The following is a 21,945-nucleotide window of genomic DNA, read 5'->3' on the forward strand; positions in this document are numbered from 1 at the left end:
GCTTACAACTCGAAACTGCCGTTATTTTTTATCACGGCGCTTCTTGTCGGCCTTCTTGTGGTGAGTCATCAAACGACGCTTCTTGTTCACCTGACGGTCAGTCAGCGTGTTCTTGTTGCCTTCGTATGGGTTCTCGCCACCCTTGAACTCGATACGGATCGGCGTACCGACCAGTTTCAAGACACGGCGGTAGGTGTTTTCCAGGTAACGCACATAGGACTTGGGCACCTTCTCGATCTGGTTACCGTGGATCACGATAATCGGCGGGTTGGCACCACCCAAGTGGGCGTAACGCAGTTTGATCCGGCGGTTGTTGACCATCGGTGGTGCGTGCTCGCCCACCGCGTCTTCAAGGATCTGGGTGAGACGGTTGGTCGGCCAGCGGGTGACCGCAGACTTGAACGAGTTCTGTACGGACGCGTAGAGGTTGCCCACGCCGGTGCCGTGCAGTGCCGAGATAAAGTGGATATCGGCGAACTCGACGAAGAACAACCGACGCTGCAGCTCGATCTTGACGAAATCGCGCTCGCTCGGCGTCATGCCGTCCCACTTGTTGATCGCGATGACCAGGGCACGACCGGCTTCCAGGGCAAAGCCCAGCAAGTTGAGGTCGTGGTCCACCACGCCTTCGCGGGCGTCCATCACGAAGATCACCACGTTGGCGTCTTTGATCGCCTGCAGGGTTTTGACCACCGAGAACTTTTCAACTTCTTCGTGGATCTTGCCGCGCTTGCGCACACCGGCGGTGTCGATCAGCGTGTACTTTTCCTCGTTGCGTTCGAACGGGATGTAGATGCTGTCGCGAGTGGTACCGGGTTGGTCGTAGACGATAACGCGGTCTTCACCGAGCATACGGTTGACCAGGGTCGACTTGCCGACGTTCGGGCGGCCGATGATAGCGATCTTGATACCGTCTTTTTCGCTCGGGCCAGGAATGCGCTTGGCTTCCTCGCCTTCAGCGACGATCTCTTCCTCGCCCTCTTCTTCCTCGACATCATCCTTTGGGAAGTCGCGCAGGGCGATTTCCAGCATCTGGGTGATGCCGCGGCCGTGAGCACCGGCGACCGGAATCGCATCGCCCAGGCCCATCGGGCTGAATTCGGCACGGGCGGCCTCAGGATCGATGTTGTCGATCTTGTTGGCGACCAGATAGGAACGCTTGTTGCGCTTGCGCAGGTGCTCGCCAATCATCTGGTCAGCGGCGGTATAGCCCGCGCGGGCGTCCACCAGGAACAGCACCACATCGGCTTCTTCGATAGCGAGCAACGACTGCTCGGCCATCTTTTCGTCCATGCCATGCTCGTCACCGGAGATACCACCGGTGTCGACAATAATGTAGGAGCGCCCTTGCCACTTTGCCTCACCGTATTGGCGATCACGGGTCAGACCGGACAAGTCGCCGACAATGGCGTCGCGAGTCCTGGTCAGGCGGTTGAACAAGGTGGACTTGCCGACGTTAGGTCGGCCCACCAGGGCGATTACGGGAACCATGCGGCTCTCCACTTCGTTATTTCAGAAAATACAAAAGCCGCTGCAGGGCAGCGGCTGGTGCTCGGGGCGGCATTTAACATGCCACATGCCCTGCTTCTGCCCCCGCCACTGTAGGAGCGAGCTTGCTCGCGAAAAAACCGAGAACGACGCGTTTATGCAGAAAACCCGCGTTATCGTTGACGTCCTTCGCGAGCAAGCTCGCTCCTACAGCAACAGGCATTGAAACAGGGCCGCCTGGGGGTTACCCCAAGCATAGTCAAACCTTTACTTGATGGTCAGGGCTTCCAGCTTGCCGCCGTTGCCATACACATAAAGCATGTTACCCACCACCAGCGGACGCGCACGCAGGCCGTCGCTGTCGATACGCTGGCGACCAACAAAGCGACCATCCACTTGGCTCAGCAGGTGCAGGTAACCTTCGAAGTCACCCACCGCTACGTAGCTGGAAAAGACTTCCGGTGCCGACAGTTGACGGCGAGCCAGGGAGTCATTGCTCCACAGTGCAGTGGTGGAACGCTCATCCACACTTTCAACGGTGCCGGATGCTAGGCTCACATAGACGCTGCCAAACCCTTGGGCGACACCCGCATAGCTGGAGGCATCACGCTGCCAGTTGATGCGACCGCTTTGCAGGTCCAGCGCGGCAACACGCCCCTGGTAGGTGGCGACGTAGAGGGTTTCACCCGACAGCAGCAAGCCGCCGTCGATGTCTACAACGCGATCCAGTTCGGAACGACCTTGCGGGATGGCCACACGAGTTTCCCAGGCCGGCACGCCGTTCTGGGTATTCAGGGCAACCACTTTACCGGTCGACAGGCCAGCAACGGCCAGGTTGTTGGTCACAATCGGACCACTGGTACCGCGCAGGGTCAACACCGCAGGGGTGCTGTCGTACAACCAGCGTTGGTCCCCGGTGGAGGCTTCCAGGCCGATCACGCGGTCGTCCTGGGTTTGCACCACGACGATATCGCCGTTGGTCGCCGGCGCCGAGAGCACTTCACTGGTCACGCGAGCGCGCCACTTCTCTTCACCGGTGCTGGAGTCCAGCGCGACCACGTCACCCTTGAGAGTACCGATCAGCACCATGCCGTAGCCGACGCCCACACCGCCGGAAACCGGCAGTTCGAGGTCTTTCTTCCACTTGACGTCGCCGTTCATGCGATCCATGGCAACCACGACGCCAGTGGAATCAGTAGCCACGATGTTGTCGCCGTCAATCGCGGGCTGCAACAGGTTGTAGAGGTCGCCCTGCCCATCACCAATGGATTGGCTCCATTGTTTTTGCAGGACCACTTCTTCCTTGAAGCTGGTCAGCTCGGCAGGAGGCAGTTCTTTTTTGCTGTTGCTGCTGCAACCCGCGGCCAAAACGGCCAGAGCCAGCAATGCTGCATGTTTCCAACGGATCACGTCACGCATCCCCTTTGGCCAAGTCGTCGAGCTTGATTTGTAAGCCACCGACCGCCGCTTCATCAGACAGCGCCGCCTTGGCTTTTTGGTACGCAGCATGGGCTTCGTCGGTACGACCCAATTGGACCAACAGGTCGCCCTTGAGCTCTTCGCGAGTGGCCACGAATGCCTTGTCAGCATCGCCGTCGAGCAGTTTGAGTGCTTCGTCAGCCTTGTTCTGCGCCGCCAATACCTGTGCCAGGCGCTGACGTGCGATTTCACCCAGGGTCGGGTTGGTCGGCTTGTCGGCAATGGCCTTCAGCTCGGTGGCGGCGTCATCCAGCTTGCCGGTATCGACCGCGACTTTAGCGACGAACAGGCTGCCGTATTGGGCGTAGGTGCTACCGCCGAATTCGTTTTTCAGCTTGCCGGCCAGGTCTGCCACCTGCGCAGGGTCAGGCTTGCCGTCCGGCGTCAGGGTAGTTTCCAGCAATTGCTGATAAACGATCGAAGCGCCCTGGGATTGGTTGGCCTGATACTTGGTCCAGGCTTGCCAGCCGAACACCACCACTAAAGCCAGCAGGCCGCCAGTGACCAGGGGCTTGCCGTTACGCTGCCACCAGTCCTTGAACTCGGCCAGTTGCTCATCATCAGTACTCGACACCCCAATACTCCTTAATCGCTAAATTCGGCTGTTCGACAGCTTCAACCCTGCACGACGCAGGTGGCCAAGTGCGCAGCGAGCGCATCAAAGGCAATGTTCTGTTGTTCACCCTGGCCACGCAGGGGTTTGAAACCTACCACTTGCTGGGCCAGCTCGTCATCGCCGAGGATCAGTGCGTAAAGCGCACCGCTCTTGTCGGCCTTCTTGAACTGGCTCTTGAAGCTACCAGCGCCGGCATTGATCTGCAGGCGCAGGTTGGGCAACTGGTCACGTACTTTTTCGCTCAAGGCCAGGGCCGCCAGTTCGGCAGCCTCGCCGAAGGCGCACAGGTACACGTCCACCTGACGGGAAATTTCTTCCGGGACCTGCTCCAGGGTTTCCAGTAGCAGGATCAGCCGCTCGATGCCCATGGCAAAGCCTACGCCCGTGGTCGGCTTGCCGCCCATTTGCTCGACCAGGCCGTCGTAGCGACCACCGGCGCACACGGTGCCCTGGGCGCCGAGCTTGTCGGTGACCCACTCGAACACGGTCTTGCTGTAGTAGTCGAGGCCACGCACCAGCTTGGGGTTGATCACGTAGGGAATACCGGCTGCATCCAGACGCGCCTTGAGGCCCTCGAAATGCACCCGGGACTCGTCGTCCAGGTAATCAGCCATTTTCGGCGCATCGACCAGCACGGCCTGGGTGTCGGCGTTCTTGGTATCCAGGACGCGCAACGGGTTGGTTTTCAGACGGCGTTGGCTGTCTTCGTCCAGCTTGTCCAGGTGGGCCGACAGGTACTCGACCAGGGCTTCGCGATAGCGACCCCGGGACTCGCTGGTGCCCAGGCTGTTGAGTTCAAGCTTGACCGCATCGCGGATGCCCAGTTGGCCCCACAGGCGCCAGGTCAGCACGATCAGCTCGGCGTCGATGTCCGGCCCGTCCAGGTTGAACACTTCGCAGCCGATCTGGTGGAACTGGCGGTAACGGCCTTTCTGCGGGCGCTCGTGGCGGAACATCGGGCCGATGTACCACAGCTTCTGGGTCTGGCCACCACCAGTGATGCCATGTTCCAGTACGGCGCGAACGCACGCGGCAGTGCCTTCCGGGCGCAGGGTCAGGGAGTCGCCGTTACGGTCTTCAAAGGTGTACATCTCTTTTTCGACGATGTCGGTCACTTCACCGATGGAGCGCTTGAACAGCTCGGTGAACTCGACGATCGGCATGCGGATCTGCTTGTAACCGTAGTTATCCAGCAGGCGCGCGACAGTGCTTTCGAAGTAGCGCCACAGTGGCGTCTGCTCCGGCAGGATGTCGTTCATGCCACGAATGGCTTGCAGAGACTTGCTCACATCAGATCCTTAAATTCGTTCAATCAGCCGCGAGCGATCAGCGCTGCGTCAGCGGCGACCTTCTCGGCCGCTTTCTCGCGGATCAGCTTTTCCAGCTCATCCACCAGATTGTCATTCGTTAGCTTCTGCGACGGTTTGCCGTCGATGTAAATCAGGTTCGGTGTGCCACCCGTCAGGCCCACGTGGGCCTCTTTGGCCTCACCCGGCCCGTTGACCACACAACCGATCACTGCGACATCCAGCGGCACCAGCAGGTCTTCCAGGCGCAACTCCAGGTCGTTCATGGTTTTCACCACGTCGAAGTTCTGCCGCGAGCAGCTCGGGCAGGCGATGAAGTTGATACCACGGGAACGCAAACGTAGGGACTTGAGAATGTCGTAGCCGACCTTCACTTCCTCTACGGGGTCTGCCGCCAGGGAGATGCGGATAGTATCGCCAATCCCTTCGGCGAGCAGCATACCGAGACCCACAGCAGATTTCACTGTGCCTGAGCGCAAACCGCCCGCTTCAGTGATACCCAGGTGCAGCGGTTGCACGATTTCCTTGGCCAGCAGGCGATAGGCTTCTACGGCCATGAACACGTCCGAGGCCTTTACGCTGACCTTGAAGTCCTGGAAGTTCAGGCGTTCAAGGTGTTCAACGTGGCGCAGTGCCGACTCAACCAGCGCCGCCGGAGTGGGCTCGCCGTATTTCTTTTGCAGGTCTTTTTCCAGGGAGCCGGCGTTGACGCCGATGCGGATCGGAATACCGCGATCACGGGCAGCGTCCACCACGGCACGCACGCGGTCTTCACGCCCGATGTTGCCGGGGTTGATACGCAGGCAGTCCACACCCAGTTCGGCCACGCGCAACGCGATCTTGTAGTCGAAGTGAATATCGGCAACCAGTGGGACCTTGACCAACTGCTTGATACGACCAAAGGCCTCGGCTGCGTCCATGTCCGGAACGGACACCCGTACGATGTCCACGCCAGCCGCTTCCAGACGATTGATCTGGGCAACGGTGGCAGCCACATCGTTGGTGTCACTGTTGGTCATGCTCTGCACTGCAATGGGGGCGTCGCCACCCACCGGCACCGAGCCGACCCAGATCTTGCGCGATACGCGACGTTTGATTGGAGATTCGCCGTGCATGACTATTGTCCCAACTTGAGGCGAGCAGTCTCGCCACTGGTGAACGGCGCCACGTCTACAGGCTGGCCGTTGTAGGCCACTTGCGCGCCACGGGCAAAGCCCAGACGCAGCGTCAAAGGAGGCTTGCCGCCCTGGTCAAGCGTATCTCCCTTACGCTTCAAACCGCTAAACAGCACTTTGCCGTTGCCATCGGTGACCTGCGTCCAGCAGTCAGCGATGAAGGTAATTTGTACGCGCCCATCACCGGCGATCAATGCCGGGGTGGTGGGAGGCGACATCGCCGGCGCTGCGGGTGCGGCTGGCGCAGGGGTCGCAGGTGCAGGCGTCGGAACCGCCGGAGCCTGGGCCACGGGTGCGGCCGGAGCGGTCGGAACAGCCGGAGCCGGTACCGCAGCAGGGGTCGTGCCGGCGTCTGGCGCGGGTTGTTCGGCAGTGGCCGGCGCTTGCGGCGCAGCTTGCCCCTCTACCACGGCCTGGTCTTCCGGCTCGTCCAGGGGGTGAATCTGGGTGGTGCCGTCGGCGCTTTCGACTTCGACATGTTCCATGGCGTTGCTGGTCAGGTCTTTGTTGCGCTGGGAGGTCTGGTCTTGCCACCAGACAAAACCGCCGCCGACCACGGCAATCAGCAACAACAGGCTGACAATCCGCAAAATGGTATGGGAAACGCGCGTAGGCTCTTCGATGCGCCCCAACCCATGGACATTACTGCCCTGGGCATCGGTGCCGGTGAACTGGTCGAACTCCTGGACCAGCACGGCCTGGTCGATACCCAGCAATTTTGCATAAGCGCGGATATAGCCGCGGGCAAAAGTGTGCCCAGGCAGCTTGTCGAACGCGCCGGCTTCCAGATTGGCCAACGAGGTACTGGTCAAATTGAGCTTGAGGGCCACTTCAGCCAGCGACCAACCATTGCTTTCGCGGGCCTGGCGCAAGGTTTCGCCTGGGTTGACGCGATTAGCTGCTACATCTTCCGGGTGCGCGGCTTTCATCATTGCTCCGACAGGTATTGCTGATATTCCGGCGTACCGGGATAGAGTCGTTCGAGTTGCTGGCCAAAACGTGCGGCCGTGTCGTGTTCTTCATGAACCGTCGCCAGGCGCACACCGAGCAATAGACTACGTGCATTTTGCCCGCTGAGCAGGCTAAAACGCTCGTAATAGTCACGTGCTGGCACATAATGCCTGTCTTCGTAAGACAACTCAGCCATTTCGAGCAATGCCCGTGGCTGGCGACTGTTCAGGTGCAGGGCTTTTTCCAACTGCTGGCGAGCGCTGTCGCGCTGACCGAGGCGCATCGAGGTCACACCGAGGTTCTCGAACACCCGCGAACGCTGCGGGTAGAGGGTATCGGCGGCGGCTTGCTGAAAATAACGTGACGCCAGGTCGTACCGTTGCTGCTCGAACAGGAAACTGCCGTAGTTGTTCAGCAGCCGCGGATCGGCAGGGCGGGAGGCCAGGGCCTTGTGGAAATAGCGGTCGGCCAGCTCGGGCTCGGCCTGAGCCTGAAACACCAAAGCCAGCGCGGCGTTGGCATCGGCATCATCGGCGTCCAGCTCAAGGGCCTTTTTCAACGGCACCTTGGCCTGCTCGCTCATGCCTTGGCGCAGATACCCCACACCCAGTTGCACATAGGCAACTCGCGCCTCATCACGGCCTTTATCAGTGCGCAACGGGCTGTCATGACCCGATGAAACGCAACCGGCCACGAGGCCGGTAAACAGTAAAAGCAGCGCAAGGCGCAAGGGCATAGAGATCCTCTCTCAGATTCGATTCACAGCGATTTGCGGCAAATCTTCAGCGGCGTTAAGTTCGCGCACGGCGATATAACGTTCACTGCGGCGGGTGCGGTCCATCACCTGCCCTACCAATTGGCCGCACGCGGCATCGATGTCTTCACCACGAGTGGTTCGCACAGTGACGTTATAGCCGGCCTGGTGCAGTTGATCCTGAAAACGACGGATGGCGTTGTTGCTCGGCCGCTCGTAGCCAGAATGAGGAAACGGGTTGAACGGGATCAAGTTGATCTTGCACGGGGTGTCCTTGAGCAATTCGATCATCTCGACCGCGTGCTCCAGCTTGTCGTTGACGTCCTTGAGCATGGTGTACTCAATGGTCAGCACACGCTTCTCACCCAGGGTCGCCATATAACGCTGGCACGATTCGAGCAGCATCTTAAGCGGATATTTCTTGTTGATCGGCACCAATTGGTTACGCAATGCGTCATTAGGTGCGTGCAGCGACAACGCGAGGGAGACGTCGATGTGCTTGGCCAGCTCATCGATCATCGGTACCACGCCGGAGGTCGACAGGGTCACACGGCGCTTGGAGATGCCGTAGCCCAGGTCGTCCATCATAAGGTGCATGGCCGCAATCACGTTGTCGAAGTTCAGCAGCGGCTCACCCATGCCCATCATCACCACGTTGGTGATGGCACGGTCGACGGTCGCCGGGACGCTGCCAAAGGATTTGTTGGCAATCCACACCTGGCCGATGACTTCGGCGGCGGTGAGGTTGCTATTGAAGCCTTGCTTGCCGGTGGAGCAGAAACTGCAGTCCAGGGCACAGCCTGCCTGGGACGAAACGCACAAAGTGCCACGTTTGCCCTGGGGAATGTACACGGTCTCGACACAGCTACCGGACGCCACGCGCACTACCCACTTGCGGGTACCGTCGCTGGAAATGTCCTCGCTGACCACTTCGGGACCACGCACCTCGGCAATGGCCTTGAGCTTGTCGCGCAGGGCCTTGCTGACGTTCGTCATGGCGTCGAAATCGTCGACGCCAAAGTGGTGAATCCACTTCATTACCTGACCGGCACGGAAACGCTTCTCCCCGATTGAGTCGAAGAATTTCTCCATTTCCGGCTGAGTCAGACCCAGCAGGTTGGTTTTAACAGTCGATGTAGTCATGGATTCACCCTCACTCTTTAAGCCGATGCTTAGCGAGCGGTTACTTCAGTAGCAGCGAAAAAGTACGAGATTTCGCGAGCAGCAGCAGCTTCGGAGTCCGAGCCGTGAACAGCGTTGGCGTCGATGGATTCAGCGAAGTCAGCACGGATGGTGCCAGCAGCAGCTTCTTTAGGGTTGGTAGCGCCCATTAGCTCACGGTTCAGAGCGATAGCGTTTTCGCCTTCCAGAACCTGGACAACAACAGGACCGGAGATCATGAAGGCAACCAGGTCGCCGAAGAAGCCACGAGCGCTGTGCTCAGCGTAGAAGCCTTCAGCTTCAGCCTTGGACAGTTGCTTGAGTTTCGAAGCTACAACCTTCAGGCCGGCTTTTTCGAAACGAGTGGTGATCTCGCCGATGACGTTTTTTGCAACAGCGTCAGGCTTGATGATGGAGAAAGTACGTTGAACAGCCATGGTGTAACTCCAGAAACGGTAATTTACGAAAAATTAAACCCGCGAATTATACGCGGGTTATTGGGTATTGCCTAACTGCGTAAAAAGGCGGCTCAGTCTGCTTCTTCGATCCACAGGCCTTGAATCGCCTCAAGGACCTTTTCGCCACCCCGGTCAGGGATGTCGTCGAAATCCGGCAGTGCCATTACGAGGTCGCGCAGCTTGACGAAGTTCACGGTAAGAGGATTGACCTCAGGATGAGCTTCAGCAAGTTGTATAGCGATTTCTTGTACATCAACCCATTTCAGGCTCATGACATTTCCTTGAATCAATGCGGCGCTTCGGCTGCATGGTTGAGCGAATATTTCGGGATTTCGACGGTGAGGTCTTCAGTCCCCACTTTCGCCTGACAACTCAGGCGCGACGTCGGCTCCAGGCCCCACGCCCGATCAAGATAGTCTTCTTCCAGGTCGTCAGCCTCATTTAGGCTGTCGAAACCTTTACGAATGATGCAGTGACAGGTGGTGCAGGCATTGACGCCGCCACAGGCACTTTCGATCTCGATGTGGTTGTCATGGGCGACGTCGAGCAGGGACTTGCCGGTCTCAGCCTCCACGACCATGCCCTCAGGGCAATGTTCGGCGTGCGGTAGAAAAGTGACCTGCGGCATCAGTTATTCCTCAATTTCATTCAGGTTGCGGCCCGCCAGCGCGGCTTTAACCGTCTGATCCATACGGCGGGCGGCAAAGGCATCAGTCACTTGCGACAGGCGCTTGGTCTGTTGCTCGATGGCGTAACCATCGTTGCCTTTCATCAGTTCGGCCAGTTCCTGCATCTGCAGGTCAATGACCATGCGTTCTTCGGCATCCAGCAGGCGCTCGCCGTCGGCTTCAAGGGCGCCCTGCACCGCTTCGAGCAGGCGCTGGGCATCCACTTGTTGCTCGCGCAATACGCGGGCGACCTTGTCGTCACCGGCATACTGGAACGAGTCCTTGAGCATCTTGGCGATTTCGCCATCGGTGAGGCCGTAGGACGGCTTGACCTGGATGCTGGCTTCAACGCCAGACGCCAGTTCGCGCGCAGCGACACTGAGCAGGCCATCGGCATCGACCTGGAAGGTCACGCGAATTTTCGCTGCGCCCGCCACCATCGCCGGAATGCCACGCAACTCAAAACGCGCCAGGGAACGGCAGTCGCTGATCAGCTCGCGCTCGCCTTGCAGCACATGAATCATCATGGCTGTCTGGCCGTCTTTGTAGGTGGTGAAATCTTGGGCACGTGCGACGGGGATGGTGGTGTTGCGCGGAATCACCTTCTCCATCAGGCCGCCCATGGTTTCCAGGCCCAGGGACAACGGGATCACGTCGAGCAAAAGCAATTCGCCGCCATCACGTTTGTTACCAGCCAGGGTATCGGCCTGGATGGCAGCGCCGATGGCGACGACTTGATCCGGGTCGATTTCGGTCAGTGGTTGGCGCCCAAAGGCTTCGGCTACCGCTTCACGCACGCGCGGCACGCGGGTGGAACCGCCTACCATGACCACTGCGCCAACGTCTTCCAACTCGATACCGGAATCACGCACAGCACGACGGCAGGCTTTGAGGCTGCGGGCAACCATCGGCTCGATCAGCGTATCAAAGGCTTCGCGAGTCAGTGGCGCCGACCAGTTACCGTAGCAAACGTCAACAGAAGCAGCGTCAGTCAGCGCCTCTTTGGCCGCACAGGCAGTTTGCAGCAGGTTGCGCTGCGCGCCTGGGTCCAGGTCGGCCGACAAGCCGGCACTGCTGATGATCCAGCCAGCAATGGCGTGATCGAAATCATCGCCACCCAGAGCGCTGTCGCCGCCGGTCGCGAGCACTTCAAACACACCGCCGGTCAGGCGCAAGATCGAAATATCGAAGGTGCCGCCGCCCAGATCATAAATAGCGACCAGGCCTTCAGCGTGCTGATCGAGGCCGTAGGCCACAGCCGCCGCAGTCGGCTCGTTGAGCAAGCGCAGCACGTTCAGGCCGGCAAGTTTCGCCGCATCCTTGGTGGCTTGACGCTGGGCATCATCGAAATACGCCGGAACGGTGATAACCGCCCCTACCAGCTCACCACCCAGGGTGTTTTCCGCACGCTGGCGCAGCACCTTGAGGATATCGGCCGACACTTCCACCGGGCTCTTGGGCCCCTGGACAGTGTCAATGAACGGCATATGGGACTCGCCGCCGACAAAGCGGTACGGCAGTTGGTCACCCAATTGCTTGACGTCGGACAACCCACGACCCATCAAGCGCTTGACCGACAACACCGTGTTCAAGGGGTCTGCGGACGCGGCGAGCTTGGCCGATTCGCCCACTTCAGTGCGGTCGGCGTGATAACGCACGGCAGACGGCAGGATCACCTGCCCATCGGCGTCGGGCAGCGGTTCGGACAGGCCGCTGCGCAAGGCAGCAACCAGGGAATTGGTGGTGCCCAGGTCAATCCCGACCGCCAGGCGACGCTGGTGCGGTTGAGGGCTTTGGCCGGGTTCGGCGATTTGCAGTAGAGCCATGGTAATCAGGTCTTATCTGTCTATCAGGCGTGCATCACGGGCAGCACTGGGTTAATCGTCGAGGCGCTCTTCTAGCTGGCGCACTTCGTAGGTGAGCTTGTCGAGAAACTGCATGCGCCGCATCAGGCGTTCGGCCTGTTCGCGTTGCGCCGCATCATCCCAACAGGCTGCGAAGCTTTCGTTGAGCTCATCCTGGGCGGTTTTCAGACGACGCTTGAAGACCGCAACACCGGCTATATCGGCTTCGTCCTGCAAGTCTTCGAGCTCTTCGCGCCACTGCATCTGCTGCATGAGGAAGTCCGGATCGTGCACCGTAACTTCCAACGGCAACTCGCCACCGTTCAGGGCGAGCAGGTAACGCGCGCGTTTCGCGGGGCTTTTGAGCGTCTGATAGGCTTCGTTGAGGCTGGCCGATTGCTCAAGGGCCAAGCGCTGCTCACGCTCGGAAGCGTCAGCGAAGCGGTCCGGATGCACCCCACGCGCCAATTCACGGTAGCGCGTGGCGAGCTGCTCAAGGTCCAGCCGAAAGCTCGGCTGCAGCTCGAATAAAGCGAAATGACAAGGAGTACCCACGAGTAGCCTCAGATGTTGAAGCTTTCGCCGCAGCCACATTCACCGCGCACGTTAGGGTTGTTGAACTTGAAGCCTTCGTTCAACCCCTCCTTGACGAAATCGAGTTCGGTGCCGTCCAGGTAGGTCAGGCTCTTGGGGTCGATGATCACTTTCTCGCCGTGACTTTCGAACACCTGATCCTCTTCAACCACCTCGTCGACAAACTCCAGCACGTAGGCAAGGCCGGAACAGCCCGTGGTGCGTACACCCAGACGAATCCCCTCACCTTTACCGCGCCCATTCAGGGAGCGGCGAATGTGCTGCGCAGCCGCTTCTGTCATGCTGATAGCCATCGTTGACTCCTTACTCGTCGCCAAATGCTTAGATCAAGCCTTTCTTCTGCTTGTAGTCGCGAACGGCTGCCTTGATGGCATCTTCAGCGAGTACGGAGCAGTGGATTTTCACCGGCGGCAACGCCAGTTCTTCGGCCAGCTGGGTGTTGCTGATAGTGACAGCCTCATCCAGGGTCTTGCCTTTCATCCATTCGGTCGCCAGGGAGCTGGATGCGATGGCCGAACCGCAGCCGTAAGTCTTGAATTTGGCGTCTTCAATAACGCCAGCATCGTTGACCTTGATCTGCAGGCGCATCACATCGCCGCACGCCGGGGCGCCGACCATGCCGGTGCCGACATCTGGATCTTCCGCGTTCATCTTGCCGACGTTGCGCGGGTTTTCGTAGTGGTCGATGACCTTTTCGCTGTAAGCCATGGTACTGAATCCTCACTCATCAGGGCCGCTCTGGAACCCTGTAGAAACGCCTGCGTTTTCCGCCACGTTCCTACAGAGCTTGGGTGGCGGCTTCTATAGTTAGTGTGCCGCCCACTCGATCTTGGAAATATCGACACCGTCTTTGTACATGTCCCACAGTGGCGACAGAACGCGTAGCTTGTTGACGGCTTCGCAGACCTTCTGCGCGGCGTAGTCGACTTGCTCTTCAGTGGTGAAGCGGCCGAACGTAAAGCGGATAGAGCTGTGGGCCAGTTCGTCGTTGCGGCCCAGGGCGCGCAGTACGTACGAAGGCTCAAGGGACGCCGAGGTGCAGGCCGAACCGGACGATACCGCCAGGTCCTTGAGCGCCATGATCAGCGACTCGCCTTCAACGTAGTTGAAGCTCAAATTCAGGTTGTGCGGTACACGGGCGGTCATGCTGCCGTTGATGTACAACTCTTCAAGATTTTCGACCTGCTTGTAGAAGCGATCGCTCAGGGCCTTGATGCGCACGTTTTCGGCAGCCATGTCTTCCTTGGCTACACGGAAAGCTTCGCCCATGCCGACGATCTGGTGGGTCGCCAGGGTGCCCGAACGCATGCCGCGCTCGTGACCGCCGCCGTGCATGGTGGCTTCGATGCGCACGCGAGGCTTGCGGCTCACGTACAGCGCGCCGATGCCTTTAGGGCCGTAAGTCTTGTGGGCCGAGAACGACATCAGGTCGACTTTCAGCTTGGACAGGTCGATATCGACCTTGCCGGTGGACTGAGCAGCGTCGACGTGCAGCAACACACCCTTGGAGCGGGTCAGCTCGCCGATGGCGGCGATGTCGTTGATCGTGCCGATTTCGTTGTTCACGTGGATCACCGAAACCAGGATGGTGTCTTCACGCATCGCAGCTTCGATCATGGCCGGGGTGACGATACCGTCGGTGGTTGGCTCAAGGTAGGTGACCTCGAAACCTTCACGCTCCAGTTGGCGCATGGTGTCCAGGACAGCCTTATGCTCAATCTTGGTGGTGATCAGGTGTTTGCCTTTGGTCGCGTAGAAATGCGCCGCGCCCTTGATAGCCAGGTTGTCGGACTCGGTGGCACCGGAGGTCCAGACGATTTCGCGCGGGTCGGCATTGACCAGGTCAGCGACCTGGCGACGAGCGTTCTCGACCGCTTCCTCGGCTTTCCAGCCGAATACGTGGGAACGGGAGGCCGGGTTGCCGAAGTTTCCGTCGACCAGCAGGCATTCGCTCATTTTTTGCGCGACACGCGGATCAACCGGGGTGGTCGCTGAGTAATCAAGGTAAATCGGCAATTTCATGGACTTTCTCCTAAATCAGGCTGGCTGGCGTGCCGTTAGCTCTTCGGCTGTCACTCGACGGCGGACGCTTCGATCTTGTCCAGACGCGGCGCCTTGGTGTTGCAACGGCGCTGGTCCTGACGCTGGGCTACTTCTTGCACCTCACGGCGAGTCACAAGATCAGCCAAGCTGATACCACTCAAAAACTCATGGATCTGCAGGCTCAAGTCACACCACAAGTGGTGTGTCAGGCAGGTGTCGCCGGCATGGCAGTCACCCAAACCCTGGCATTTGGTGGCATCGACGGATTCGTTGACCGCGTCGATCACCTGGGCCACCTGAATACCCTGCATGTCGCGGGACAGCTGATAGCCGCCACCCGGACCGCGAACGCTGGAAACCAGATTGCTACGGCGCAATTTGGCGAACAACTGCTCGAGATAGGACAGGGAAATGCCTTGGCGCTCGGAGATATCGGCCAGGGACACCGGCCCAGTTTGCGCGTGCAAGGCCAAGTCGAGCATGGCGGTCACCGCGTATCGGCCTTTTGTAGTCAGTCTCATGGACAAGTACCAAGGTGTTTCAGAATGGGAGCAAGTATGCGATTCCCGAGTATTTAAGTCAACTATAAGACCTAGTACTTTAGTCAGGATTACCCGTAAAAAGGGCGCGCGAATCATAGCAGGGTTGGGGTGGGATCGAACAGCGCAACCAGGCCTGCTGCAAGACCACCGAACCAATGGAGATCAAATGTGGGAGCTGGCTGGCTTGCGATAGCTGTCTATCAGCTTGCTTATAGGTTGCTGGCCCACCGCAATCGCAGGCAAGCCAGCTCCCACAAGAGATCGCGTTCAGCCTGCCTTGGTGGTAGCGGCTTCGTCCTTGATTTCAGCAAAATCTTCCTCACGCAGTTCAGGCAAGTCTTTGGCACAGTACGGGCTACCCAACTCCTTCAGCGCCCCGCACATACCCTCCAGCTTGCCGTCCACCGCCTGCAAATGATCAAGCAATTGACCAATCGCACGAGCCACCGGGTCGGGCATATCTTCACTGACGCCATAGGCATCGAAACCAATCTTCTCGGCCATCGCCTTGCGCTTGGCCTCTTGCTCATCACCGACTTGCGGCTTGACGATGATGCGGCCTGGAATGCCCACAACCGTAGCACCCGGCGGCACAGCCTTGGTCACTACCGCGTTGGAGCCAACCTTGGCGCCGGCACCCACCGTAAACGGCCCGAGCACCTTGGCGCCCGCCCCTACTACCACGCCATCGCCCAGCGTTGGGTGGCGCTTACCCTTGTTCCAGGTGGTGCCGCCCAGGGTGACGCCTTGATAGAGGGTGACGTCATCGCCGATCTCGGCCGTCTCGCCAATCACGATACCCATGCCGTGGTCGATAAAGAACCGACGACCTACCTTGGCACCCGGATGGATCTCGATACCGGTCAACCAACGCCCAAAGTTCGATACCAGCCGCGCCAGCCACTTCCAGCCCATGCCCCACAGGGCGCCGGACAAGCGGTGGATCCAGATCGCGTGCATGCCCGGGTAGCAGGTCAGCACTTCAAAGGCGTTGCGCGCCGCCGGGTCACGATGGAAAACGCTTTGGATATCTTCTCGCAAACGCTCGAACATTTTTAATCCTTCCGCTCAAGAAGCTCACCACGGGCCGCTTTCTGGGTTTCCGTGAGGATGCCACGCAATATGTTCATTTCAGCCCGGCTCACCGAGCTGCGGCCGTACAAACGACGCAGGCGCGCCATCAAGTGCCGTGGCTTTTCAGGGTCGAGGAATTCGATGGCGACCAGGGTTTGCTCCAGGTGCTCATAGAACCGCTCCAGCTCGTCCATGGTGGCCAACTCGCCACTTTTGGTCGATGCAACCTCTTCCTTTTCCATTTTGCTCGGTTGGCCAGCAGCGGCCAGCCAGGCCATGCGCACTTCATAAGTCAGCACCTGCACCGCAGCCCCGAGGTTCAGCGAGCTGAACTCAGGGTCTGAGGGAATATGCACGTGGTAATGACATCGCTGCAGCTCTTCGTTGGTCAGGCCGGAGTCTTCACGGCCGAATACCAAGGCGATTTCAGCACCGCCAGCAGCCTCTTCCACCACTTTGGTGCCGCATTCACGCGGATCCAGCAGCGGCCAAGGGATACGACGATCACGGGCGCTAGTGCCGAGCACCAGATTGCAGCCGACCAAGGCATCCTCCAAGGTGGCGACCACTTGGGCATTTTCAAGCAAGTCATTGGCGCCGGACGCACGGGCATCAGCCTCGTGGTGCGGGAATACCCGCGGTTCGACCAGCACCAGGCGCGTCAGCCCCATGTTTTTCATGGCTCGCGCCACCCCGCCGATGTTGCCGGGATGACTGGTATTGACCAAGACGACACGAATGTTTTGCAGCAAGGGAGGCGCTCGCGGACACAGGAAAGGGGAGCAAATCTTACAGAACCGCCTAAGGTTATGCCATGAAAGCGAACGTCGTCCTTCACCTGAGGAAAGTTTCTGCTAGAATGCTCGGCTTTCTTTAACAACCTTAGGTGACCTATCCATGCAGCCCATGCTGAATATCGCGCTGCGCGCCGCCCGCAGCGCCAGTGAATTGATCTTCCGCTCCATCGAGCGCCTGGATACCATCAAGGTCGACGAAAAAGACGCCAAGGATTATGTATCCGAGGTGGATCGCGCCGCCGAACAGAAAATCATCGACGCCCTGCGCAAGGCCTACCCTACCCACGGCATCCTCGGTGAAGAAACCGGCCTGCACAAAGGCAGTGGCGAAGGCGAAGACTACCTGTGGATCATCGACCCACTGGATGGCACCACCAACTTCCTGCGCGGCATCCCGCACTTTGCCGTGAGCATCGCCTGCAAATACCGTGGCCGCCTGGAACACGCCGTTGTGCTGGACCCGGTTCGCCAGGAAGAATTCACCGCCAGCCGTGGCCGTGGCGCCCAACTGAACGGCCGCCGCCTGCGTGTCAGCGGCCGCACCAGCCTGGAAGGCGCCCTGCTGGGTACCGGCTTCCCGTTCCGTGACGACCAGATGGACAACTTGGAGAACTACCTGGGCATGTTCCGCGCCCTGGTTGGCCAGACCGCCGGCATCCGCCGTGCCGGTGCAGCCAGCCTGGACCTGGCGTATGTAGCCGCCGGTCGCTTTGATGCGTTCTGGGAGTCGGGCCTGTCCGAGTGGGACATGGCAGCAGGCGCCCTGCTGATTCAGGAAGCAGGCGGCCTGGTGAGCGACTTCACCGGTGGTCATGACTTCCTGGAGAAAGGCCACGTCGTGGCTGGCAACACCAAATGCTTCAAGGCAGTACTGACGGCGATCCAGCCGCACCTGCCGGCTTCGCTGAAGCGCTAAGCGAGCGAGCACAAAAAAGCACCCCGCGGGGTGCTTTTTTTATGCGTGGGATTTACCAAAAACCAATTCCAACTGACTCAATACAATCCAATGTGGGAGCTGGCTTGCCTACGATGGCGGGCTGCCAGCCAACTGATTAGTTACTGACCCACCGCTATCGCAGACAAGCCAGCTCCCACACTTGGATCGAAACCAGACCTGGGGATTACTGCTGGTTCTGACCGAGGATCAGACGACCTTCCTTATCCACCGGGATCTGGCTGCCAGGGTCGCGCTCCATACGCACGGTACCTTCCTTGCCGTCCAGGTTGTAACGCACGTCATATCCGACCACCTTGTCACTGATGTCGTTAACGGTGTTACAGCGAGTTTGCGTAGTGGTGTAGGTATCGCGGTTCTGCATACCTTCCTGAACCTTGTTACCGGCGTAGCCACCACCGACCGCACCGGCCACGGTGGCCAGCTTCTTACCGTTACCGCCACCAATCTGGTTGCCCAGCAGGCCACCCGCAAGGGCACCCACCACGGTACCGGCGATCTGATGTTGGTCCTGCACCGGACGTTGCCGGGTCACAGTGACGTCCTTGCAGACCTCACGCGGGGTTTTGATCTGGGTTTTAACCGGCTGCACCGCCAGTACTTGCGCATACTCAGGGCCGCTTTTTACCAGGCTGTAGGTGGCAACAGCGCCTCCGGCAGTCACACCGACAGCACCCAATACCGCACCAACCAGCAACGACTTGTTCACATGAACCTCCTGACCATCACAAGCGGACCGAAAGATCCGCGCTATACCCAGCCTTGGAGCAAAAAAAAAGGCGCGAGTTCAATACTCGCGCCTTTCTTGTAACAGCGGATCAACAAACGCCCATCAAGGACGGTCGTCGACCTCCTTGTCGGTAGCGGCAGGAGGGATCAAGTCTTCGCTGTTGAGGTTCAGCCAGATCAGCACCACGTTGGCGATGTAGATCGACGAGTAGGTACCCGCCAGAACGCCGATAAACAGCGCCAGGGAGAAGCCCCACAGGTTGTCGCCACCGAAGATCATCAACGCAGCAATCGCCAGCAAGGTGGAGATCGACGTCGCCATGGTCCGCAGCAGGGTCTGCGTGGTGGAGATGTTGATGTTCTCGATCAACGTCGCCTTGCGCAGCACGCGGAAGTTCTCACGAACCCGGTCGAAGACCACAATGGTGTCGTTGAGCGAGTAACCAATGATCGCCAGCACAGCCGCCAGTACGGTCAGGTCGAAGGTGATCTGGAAGTAGGCCAGGATACCCACGGTCACGACCACGTCGTGGATCAGCGACACAATGGCGCCGACACCGAACTTCCACTGAAAGCGGAAAGCCAGGTAGATCATGATGCCGACCAGCGCCATCAGCATGCCGAGGCCGCCCTGGTCGCGCAGCTCTTCACCCACTTGCGGGCCGACGAACTCGACGCGCTTGACCGATGCCGGGTTGTCGCCACCCACCTTTTGCAAGGCCTCGGCTACCTGGTGACCCAGTTGCGGGTCTTCGCCAGGCATGCGCACCAACAGGTCTGTGGTGGCGCCGAAGCTCTGCACAACGGCTTCGTGATAGCCGGCCTTGACCAGCTCGCTGCGCACCAGGGTAACGTCGGCCGGCTTCTCGTAGGTCAGCTCGATGAGCGTACCGCCGGTGAAGTCCAGGCCGTAGTTCAGGCCCTTATGGAACCAGCTGAACAACGCCAGAACGGTAAGGAGCACGGTGACGCCGAACGCAACGTTGCGAACGCCCATGAAGTTGATTGTACGTAACATGGCAGCCCCTTAAATCCACAACTTCTTGAAGTCACGCCCGCCAAAGATCAGGTTGACCATTGCGCGGGTCACCATGATGGCCGTGAACATCGAGGTAAAGATCCCGAGGGACATGGTCACCGCAAAGCCTTTCACCGGGCCCGTGCCCATGGCGAAGAGAATCCCGCCGACCAACAAGGTGGTCAGGTTGGAGTCGAGGATCGCGGTAAATGCCCGGCCGAAGCCTTCGTTGATTGCACGCTGTACGGTCATGCCGGCGGCGATCTCTTCACGAATCCGCGAGAAGATCAGCACGTTGGCGTCCACCGCCATACCCATGGTGAGTACGATACCGGCGATACCTGGCAGGGTCAGTGTGGCGCCCAGCAACGACATCAAGGCCAGCAGCATCACCATGTTGCCCGCGAGGGCGACAGTGGCGATCACACCAAAGAAGCGGTAGATGGCGATGATGAACAGCGACACGAACAACATACCCCACAGCGCCGCATCGACACCCTTGGTGATGTTGTCGGCACCCAGGCTCGGGCCGATGGTACGTTCTTCAGCGAAGTACATCGGTGCCGCCAGGCCACCGGCACGCAGCAGCAACGCCAGCTCGGAAGACTCGCCCTGGCCGTTCAGGCCAGTGATACGGAACTGAGCACCCAGCGGCGACTGAATGGTCGCCAGGCTGATGATCTTCTTCTCTTCCTTGAAGGTCTGCACTGGCACGTCTTTCTCGACGCCATTGACCATCTGCTTGGTGTAGGTGGTCACCGGGCGTTGCTCGATGAAGATCACCGCCATGCTGCGACCGACGTTGCTGCGCGTGGCGCGACTCATCAGTTCGCCACCGTGGCCATCCAGACGGATGTTCACTTCAGGCGTGCCGTGCTCGCCGAAACCGGCCTTGGCGTCGGTCACCTGGTCACCGGTGATGATCAAGCCACGCTCGATCAGCGCTGGAGGGCGGTTGCCTTCGCGGAATTCGAATTCTTCGGAAGTGGCACGCGTAGCGCCTGGGTCTGCCGCGAGACGGAACTCCAGGTTGGCGGTCTTGCCGAGGATACGCTTGGCTTCAGCGGTGTCCTGTACGCCTGGCAGCTCAACCACGATGCGGTTGGCGCCCTGGCGCTGCACGATCGGCTCGGCTACACCCAGCTCGTTGACGCGGTTACGGACCGTGGTCAGGTTCTGCTTGATGGAGTATTCGCGGATTTCAGCGATCTTGGCCGGGCTCATCGCCAGACGCAGCACCGCTTGACCATTGAGGTCGGCCGGTACGATGTCGAAGTCATTGAAGTTCTTGCGGATCAGCGCACGGGCCTGTTCGCGGGATGCTTCGTCAGCAAAGCCCAGCTGGATAGCGCCGTTGAGCTGCGGCAGGCTGCGATAACGCAGCTTCTCTTTGCGCAGCAGGCTCTTCACGTCGCCTTCGTAGACCTTCAGACGTGCGTCCAGGGCCTTGTCCATGTCGACTTCCAGCAGGAAGTGCACACCACCGGACAAGTCCAGACCCAGCTTCATCGGGTGCGCGCCAATGCTGCGCAGCCATTGTGGCGTGGTCTGGGCCAGGTTGAGCGCGACAACGTAGTCGTCACCCATGGCCTTGCGTACGACATCCTTGGCCGGCAATTGGTCTTCTTGCTTGGTCAGGCGCAACAAGCCGCCTTTGGAACCAGCCGCCAAGGTTGCCGCTTTAACCTGGATGCCCGCGTCGTTGAGCGCTTTGCTCGCACGGTCCAGATCAGCCTGATTGACCTGCAGCGAAGTGCTGGCGCCAGAGATCTGGATCGCCGGGTCATCAGGATAGAGATTGGGAGCGGAATAAATAAAACCGATCGCCAGCACCGCCAGGATCAGTACGTATTTCCACAGAGGGTATTTGTTCAGCATCACGCCGCCCGCTTATAACGCGGGGCGCCTTGCGCGCCCCGTCGATTGGTAAAGGTTGTTACTCAGATCGCTTTGAGCGTGCCTTTAGGCAGCGTGGCGGCGATGGCGCCCTTCTGGAACTTCATTTCCACGGTGTCGGAGACTTCCAGTACCACGAAAGCATCGGAAACCTTGGTGATCTTGCCGGCGATACCGCCAGTGGTCACGACTTCGTCGCCTTTTTGCAGGCTGCCCAGCAGGTTTTTCTGCTCTTTGGCGCGCTTGGCCTGTGGACGCCAGATCATCAGGTAGAAAATGACCAGGAAGCCGACCAGGAAAATCCACTCGAAACCACCGCCCATAGGGCCGGCAGCAGCAGGCGCAGCGGCGTCAGCCATGGCGTTAGAGATAAAAAAGCTCATTTAGCACTCCAGT

General features: G+C 59.4%; 24 protein-coding genes. 1 reads left to right on the top strand and 23 read right to left on the bottom strand.

The window, feature by feature from the left end:
• Positions 1-21: 21 nt before the first annotated feature.
• The 19 genes from der to trmJ form a co-directional block, all read right to left on the bottom strand.
• Positions 22-1,491, bottom strand: coding sequence for a ribosome biogenesis GTPase Der (gene der / locus ACP7CZ_RS16025; RefSeq protein ID WP_016977675.1), 1,470 nt, complete (start codon positions 1,489-1,491; stop codon positions 22-24).
• A gap of 264 nt (positions 1,492-1,755) precedes the next feature.
• Complete coding sequence (gene bamB / locus ACP7CZ_RS16030) at positions 1,756-2,907, bottom strand: outer membrane protein assembly factor BamB (RefSeq protein WP_198791540.1); 1,152 nt, start codon at positions 2,905-2,907, stop codon at positions 1,756-1,758.
• Positions 2,900-3,541, bottom strand: a complete 642-nt coding sequence (locus tag ACP7CZ_RS16035) for a YfgM family protein (RefSeq protein ID WP_003194010.1) — start codon at positions 3,539-3,541, stop codon at positions 2,900-2,902. Before ACP7CZ_RS16035 ends, bamB begins: the two co-directional genes overlap by 8 nt.
• Before the next feature lie 41 nt (positions 3,542-3,582).
• Positions 3,583-4,872 carry a histidine--tRNA ligase gene (hisS, locus tag ACP7CZ_RS16040; RefSeq protein WP_034128022.1) on the bottom strand — a complete coding sequence of 430 codons (1,290 nt, stop codon included), beginning with the start codon at positions 4,870-4,872 and terminating at the stop codon, positions 3,583-3,585.
• A gap of 23 nt (positions 4,873-4,895) precedes the next feature.
• The gene (gene ispG, locus ACP7CZ_RS16045; protein ID WP_003175952.1) at positions 4,896-6,005 is read right to left on the bottom strand and encodes a flavodoxin-dependent (E)-4-hydroxy-3-methylbut-2-enyl-diphosphate synthase; all 1,110 of its coding nucleotides are present in this window, start codon (positions 6,003-6,005) and stop codon (positions 4,896-4,898) included.
• Between the two features lie 2 nt (positions 6,006-6,007).
• The gene (locus tag ACP7CZ_RS16050; RefSeq protein ID WP_198791541.1) at positions 6,008-6,994 is read right to left on the bottom strand and encodes a RodZ domain-containing protein; all 987 of its coding nucleotides are present in this window, start codon (positions 6,992-6,994) and stop codon (positions 6,008-6,010) included.
• Complete coding sequence (gene pilW, locus ACP7CZ_RS16055; RefSeq protein WP_054922025.1) at positions 6,994-7,752, bottom strand: type IV pilus biogenesis/stability protein PilW; 759 nt, start codon at positions 7,750-7,752, stop codon at positions 6,994-6,996. The genes ACP7CZ_RS16050 and pilW overlap by 1 nt, the downstream gene beginning before the upstream one ends.
• A 12-nt stretch (positions 7,753-7,764) precedes the next feature.
• Positions 7,765-8,913 (bottom strand): 23S rRNA (adenine(2503)-C(2))-methyltransferase RlmN, encoded by a 1,149-nt coding sequence (rlmN, locus tag ACP7CZ_RS16060; RefSeq protein WP_003194014.1) that lies wholly within the window; start codon positions 8,911-8,913, stop codon positions 7,765-7,767.
• Positions 8,914-8,942: 29 nt separating this feature from the next.
• Entirely contained in the window at positions 8,943-9,368 is a 426-nt protein-coding gene (ndk, locus tag ACP7CZ_RS16065) for a nucleoside-diphosphate kinase (RefSeq protein ID WP_003175956.1), read from the bottom strand.
• A 92-nt stretch (positions 9,369-9,460) separates the two neighbouring features.
• Positions 9,461-9,661, bottom strand: coding sequence for a Fe-S cluster assembly protein IscX (gene iscX / locus ACP7CZ_RS16070; protein ID WP_034128025.1), 201 nt, complete (start codon positions 9,659-9,661; stop codon positions 9,461-9,463).
• A 14-nt stretch (positions 9,662-9,675) separates the two neighbouring features.
• Positions 9,676-10,017 carry an ISC system 2Fe-2S type ferredoxin gene (fdx, locus tag ACP7CZ_RS16075; protein WP_032895388.1) on the bottom strand — a complete coding sequence of 114 codons (342 nt, stop codon included), beginning with the start codon at positions 10,015-10,017 and terminating at the stop codon, positions 9,676-9,678.
• Positions 10,018-10,020: 3 nt separating this feature from the next.
• Positions 10,021-11,883 (bottom strand): Fe-S protein assembly chaperone HscA, encoded by a 1,863-nt coding sequence (gene hscA / locus ACP7CZ_RS16080; RefSeq protein WP_034128026.1) that lies wholly within the window; start codon positions 11,881-11,883, stop codon positions 10,021-10,023.
• Between the two features lie 51 nt (positions 11,884-11,934).
• Positions 11,935-12,456 carry a co-chaperone HscB gene (gene hscB / locus ACP7CZ_RS16085; RefSeq protein WP_034128027.1) on the bottom strand — a complete coding sequence of 174 codons (522 nt, stop codon included), beginning with the start codon at positions 12,454-12,456 and terminating at the stop codon, positions 11,935-11,937.
• An 8-nt stretch (positions 12,457-12,464) separates the two neighbouring features.
• Positions 12,465-12,788: an iron-sulfur cluster assembly protein IscA gene (iscA, locus tag ACP7CZ_RS16090; RefSeq protein ID WP_003209680.1), complete on the bottom strand. Its 324-nt coding sequence runs from the start codon at positions 12,786-12,788 to the stop codon at positions 12,465-12,467.
• Between the two features lie 28 nt (positions 12,789-12,816).
• On the bottom strand, positions 12,817-13,203 hold the full coding sequence (gene iscU / locus ACP7CZ_RS16095) for a Fe-S cluster assembly scaffold IscU (protein ID WP_003175965.1): 387 nt from the start codon (positions 13,201-13,203) through the stop codon (positions 12,817-12,819).
• Between the two features lie 99 nt (positions 13,204-13,302).
• Positions 13,303-14,517: an IscS subfamily cysteine desulfurase gene (locus ACP7CZ_RS16100; protein ID WP_003194019.1), complete on the bottom strand. Its 1,215-nt coding sequence runs from the start codon at positions 14,515-14,517 to the stop codon at positions 13,303-13,305.
• A gap of 50 nt (positions 14,518-14,567) precedes the next feature.
• Entirely contained in the window at positions 14,568-15,059 is a 492-nt protein-coding gene (gene iscR, locus ACP7CZ_RS16105; RefSeq protein WP_003194020.1) for a Fe-S cluster assembly transcriptional regulator IscR, read from the bottom strand.
• Between the two features lie 288 nt (positions 15,060-15,347).
• Positions 15,348-16,133: a serine O-acetyltransferase gene (cysE, locus tag ACP7CZ_RS16110; RefSeq protein ID WP_034128028.1), complete on the bottom strand. Its 786-nt coding sequence runs from the start codon at positions 16,131-16,133 to the stop codon at positions 15,348-15,350.
• Positions 16,134-16,135: 2 nt separating this feature from the next.
• Positions 16,136-16,906, bottom strand: coding sequence for a tRNA (cytosine(32)/uridine(32)-2'-O)-methyltransferase TrmJ (trmJ, locus tag ACP7CZ_RS16115; RefSeq protein ID WP_034128029.1), 771 nt, complete (start codon positions 16,904-16,906; stop codon positions 16,136-16,138).
• Between the two features lie 145 nt (positions 16,907-17,051).
• Between trmJ and suhB the strand changes: the two genes are divergently transcribed.
• A complete protein-coding gene (gene suhB, locus ACP7CZ_RS16120; protein ID WP_005791195.1) occupies positions 17,052-17,867 on the top strand; it encodes an inositol-phosphate phosphatase in 816 nt (271 codons plus the stop codon).
• 205 nt (positions 17,868-18,072) lie between these two features.
• Here the strand turns inward: suhB and ACP7CZ_RS16125 are convergent, their stop codons facing one another.
• The 4 genes from ACP7CZ_RS16125 to yajC form a co-directional block, all read right to left on the bottom strand.
• Positions 18,073-18,615: a glycine zipper 2TM domain-containing protein gene (locus tag ACP7CZ_RS16125; protein ID WP_003194023.1), complete on the bottom strand. Its 543-nt coding sequence runs from the start codon at positions 18,613-18,615 to the stop codon at positions 18,073-18,075.
• 123 nt (positions 18,616-18,738) lie between these two features.
• Positions 18,739-19,653 carry a protein translocase subunit SecF gene (gene secF, locus ACP7CZ_RS16130; RefSeq protein WP_003194024.1) on the bottom strand — a complete coding sequence of 305 codons (915 nt, stop codon included), beginning with the start codon at positions 19,651-19,653 and terminating at the stop codon, positions 18,739-18,741.
• A 9-nt stretch (positions 19,654-19,662) separates the two neighbouring features.
• Positions 19,663-21,531, bottom strand: coding sequence for a protein translocase subunit SecD (secD, locus tag ACP7CZ_RS16135; RefSeq protein WP_003194025.1), 1,869 nt, complete (start codon positions 21,529-21,531; stop codon positions 19,663-19,665).
• A 62-nt stretch (positions 21,532-21,593) separates the two neighbouring features.
• Positions 21,594-21,932: a preprotein translocase subunit YajC gene (yajC, locus tag ACP7CZ_RS16140; RefSeq protein WP_003175975.1), complete on the bottom strand. Its 339-nt coding sequence runs from the start codon at positions 21,930-21,932 to the stop codon at positions 21,594-21,596.
• Positions 21,933-21,945: the final 13 nt, after the last annotated feature.

Origin of the sequence: Pseudomonas sp. DWP2-2 (assembly GCF_049897065.1) — a bacterium.
In the GTDB taxonomy this organism is placed as follows: Bacteria; Pseudomonadota; Gammaproteobacteria; order Pseudomonadales; family Pseudomonadaceae; genus Aquipseudomonas; species Aquipseudomonas paracarnis.

Coding starts and splice junctions, on each gene's coding strand:
- rlmN (WP_003194014.1), bottom strand. CDS start 8,913: ATGACTACATCGACTGTTAAAACCAACCTGCTGGGTCTGACTCAGCCG.
- cysE (WP_034128028.1), bottom strand. CDS start 16,133: ATGTTCGAGCGTTTGCGAGAAGATATCCAAAGCGTTTTCCATCGTGAC.
- iscX (WP_034128025.1), bottom strand. CDS start 9,661: ATGAGCCTGAAATGGGTTGATGTACAAGAAATCGCTATACAACTTGCT.
- hscA (WP_034128026.1), bottom strand. CDS start 11,883: ATGGCTCTACTGCAAATCGCCGAACCCGGCCAAAGCCCTCAACCGCAC.
- iscA (WP_003209680.1), bottom strand. CDS start 12,788: ATGGCTATCAGCATGACAGAAGCGGCTGCGCAGCACATTCGCCGCTCC.
- ndk (WP_003175956.1), bottom strand. CDS start 9,368: ATGGCTGTTCAACGTACTTTCTCCATCATCAAGCCTGACGCTGTTGCA.
- iscR (WP_003194020.1), bottom strand. CDS start 15,059: ATGAGACTGACTACAAAAGGCCGATACGCGGTGACCGCCATGCTCGAC.
- iscU (WP_003175965.1), bottom strand. CDS start 13,203: ATGGCTTACAGCGAAAAGGTCATCGACCACTACGAAAACCCGCGCAAC.
- pilW (WP_054922025.1), bottom strand. CDS start 7,752: ATGCCCTTGCGCCTTGCGCTGCTTTTACTGTTTACCGGCCTCGTGGCC.
- ispG (WP_003175952.1), bottom strand. CDS start 6,005: ATGCACGGCGAATCTCCAATCAAACGTCGCGTATCGCGCAAGATCTGG.
- ACP7CZ_RS16050 (WP_198791541.1), bottom strand. CDS start 6,994: ATGAAAGCCGCGCACCCGGAAGATGTAGCAGCTAATCGCGTCAACCCA.
- secF (WP_003194024.1), bottom strand. CDS start 19,653: ATGTTACGTACAATCAACTTCATGGGCGTTCGCAACGTTGCGTTCGGC.
- fdx (WP_032895388.1), bottom strand. CDS start 10,017: ATGCCGCAGGTCACTTTTCTACCGCACGCCGAACATTGCCCTGAGGGC.
- der (WP_016977675.1), bottom strand. CDS start 1,491: ATGGTTCCCGTAATCGCCCTGGTGGGCCGACCTAACGTCGGCAAGTCC.
- suhB (WP_005791195.1), top strand. CDS start 17,052: ATGCAGCCCATGCTGAATATCGCGCTGCGCGCCGCCCGCAGCGCCAGT.
- secD (WP_003194025.1), bottom strand. CDS start 21,531: ATGCTGAACAAATACCCTCTGTGGAAATACGTACTGATCCTGGCGGTG.
- ACP7CZ_RS16100 (WP_003194019.1), bottom strand. CDS start 14,517: ATGAAATTGCCGATTTACCTTGATTACTCAGCGACCACCCCGGTTGAT.
- yajC (WP_003175975.1), bottom strand. CDS start 21,932: ATGAGCTTTTTTATCTCTAACGCCATGGCTGACGCCGCTGCGCCTGCT.
- bamB (WP_198791540.1), bottom strand. CDS start 2,907: ATGCGTGACGTGATCCGTTGGAAACATGCAGCATTGCTGGCTCTGGCC.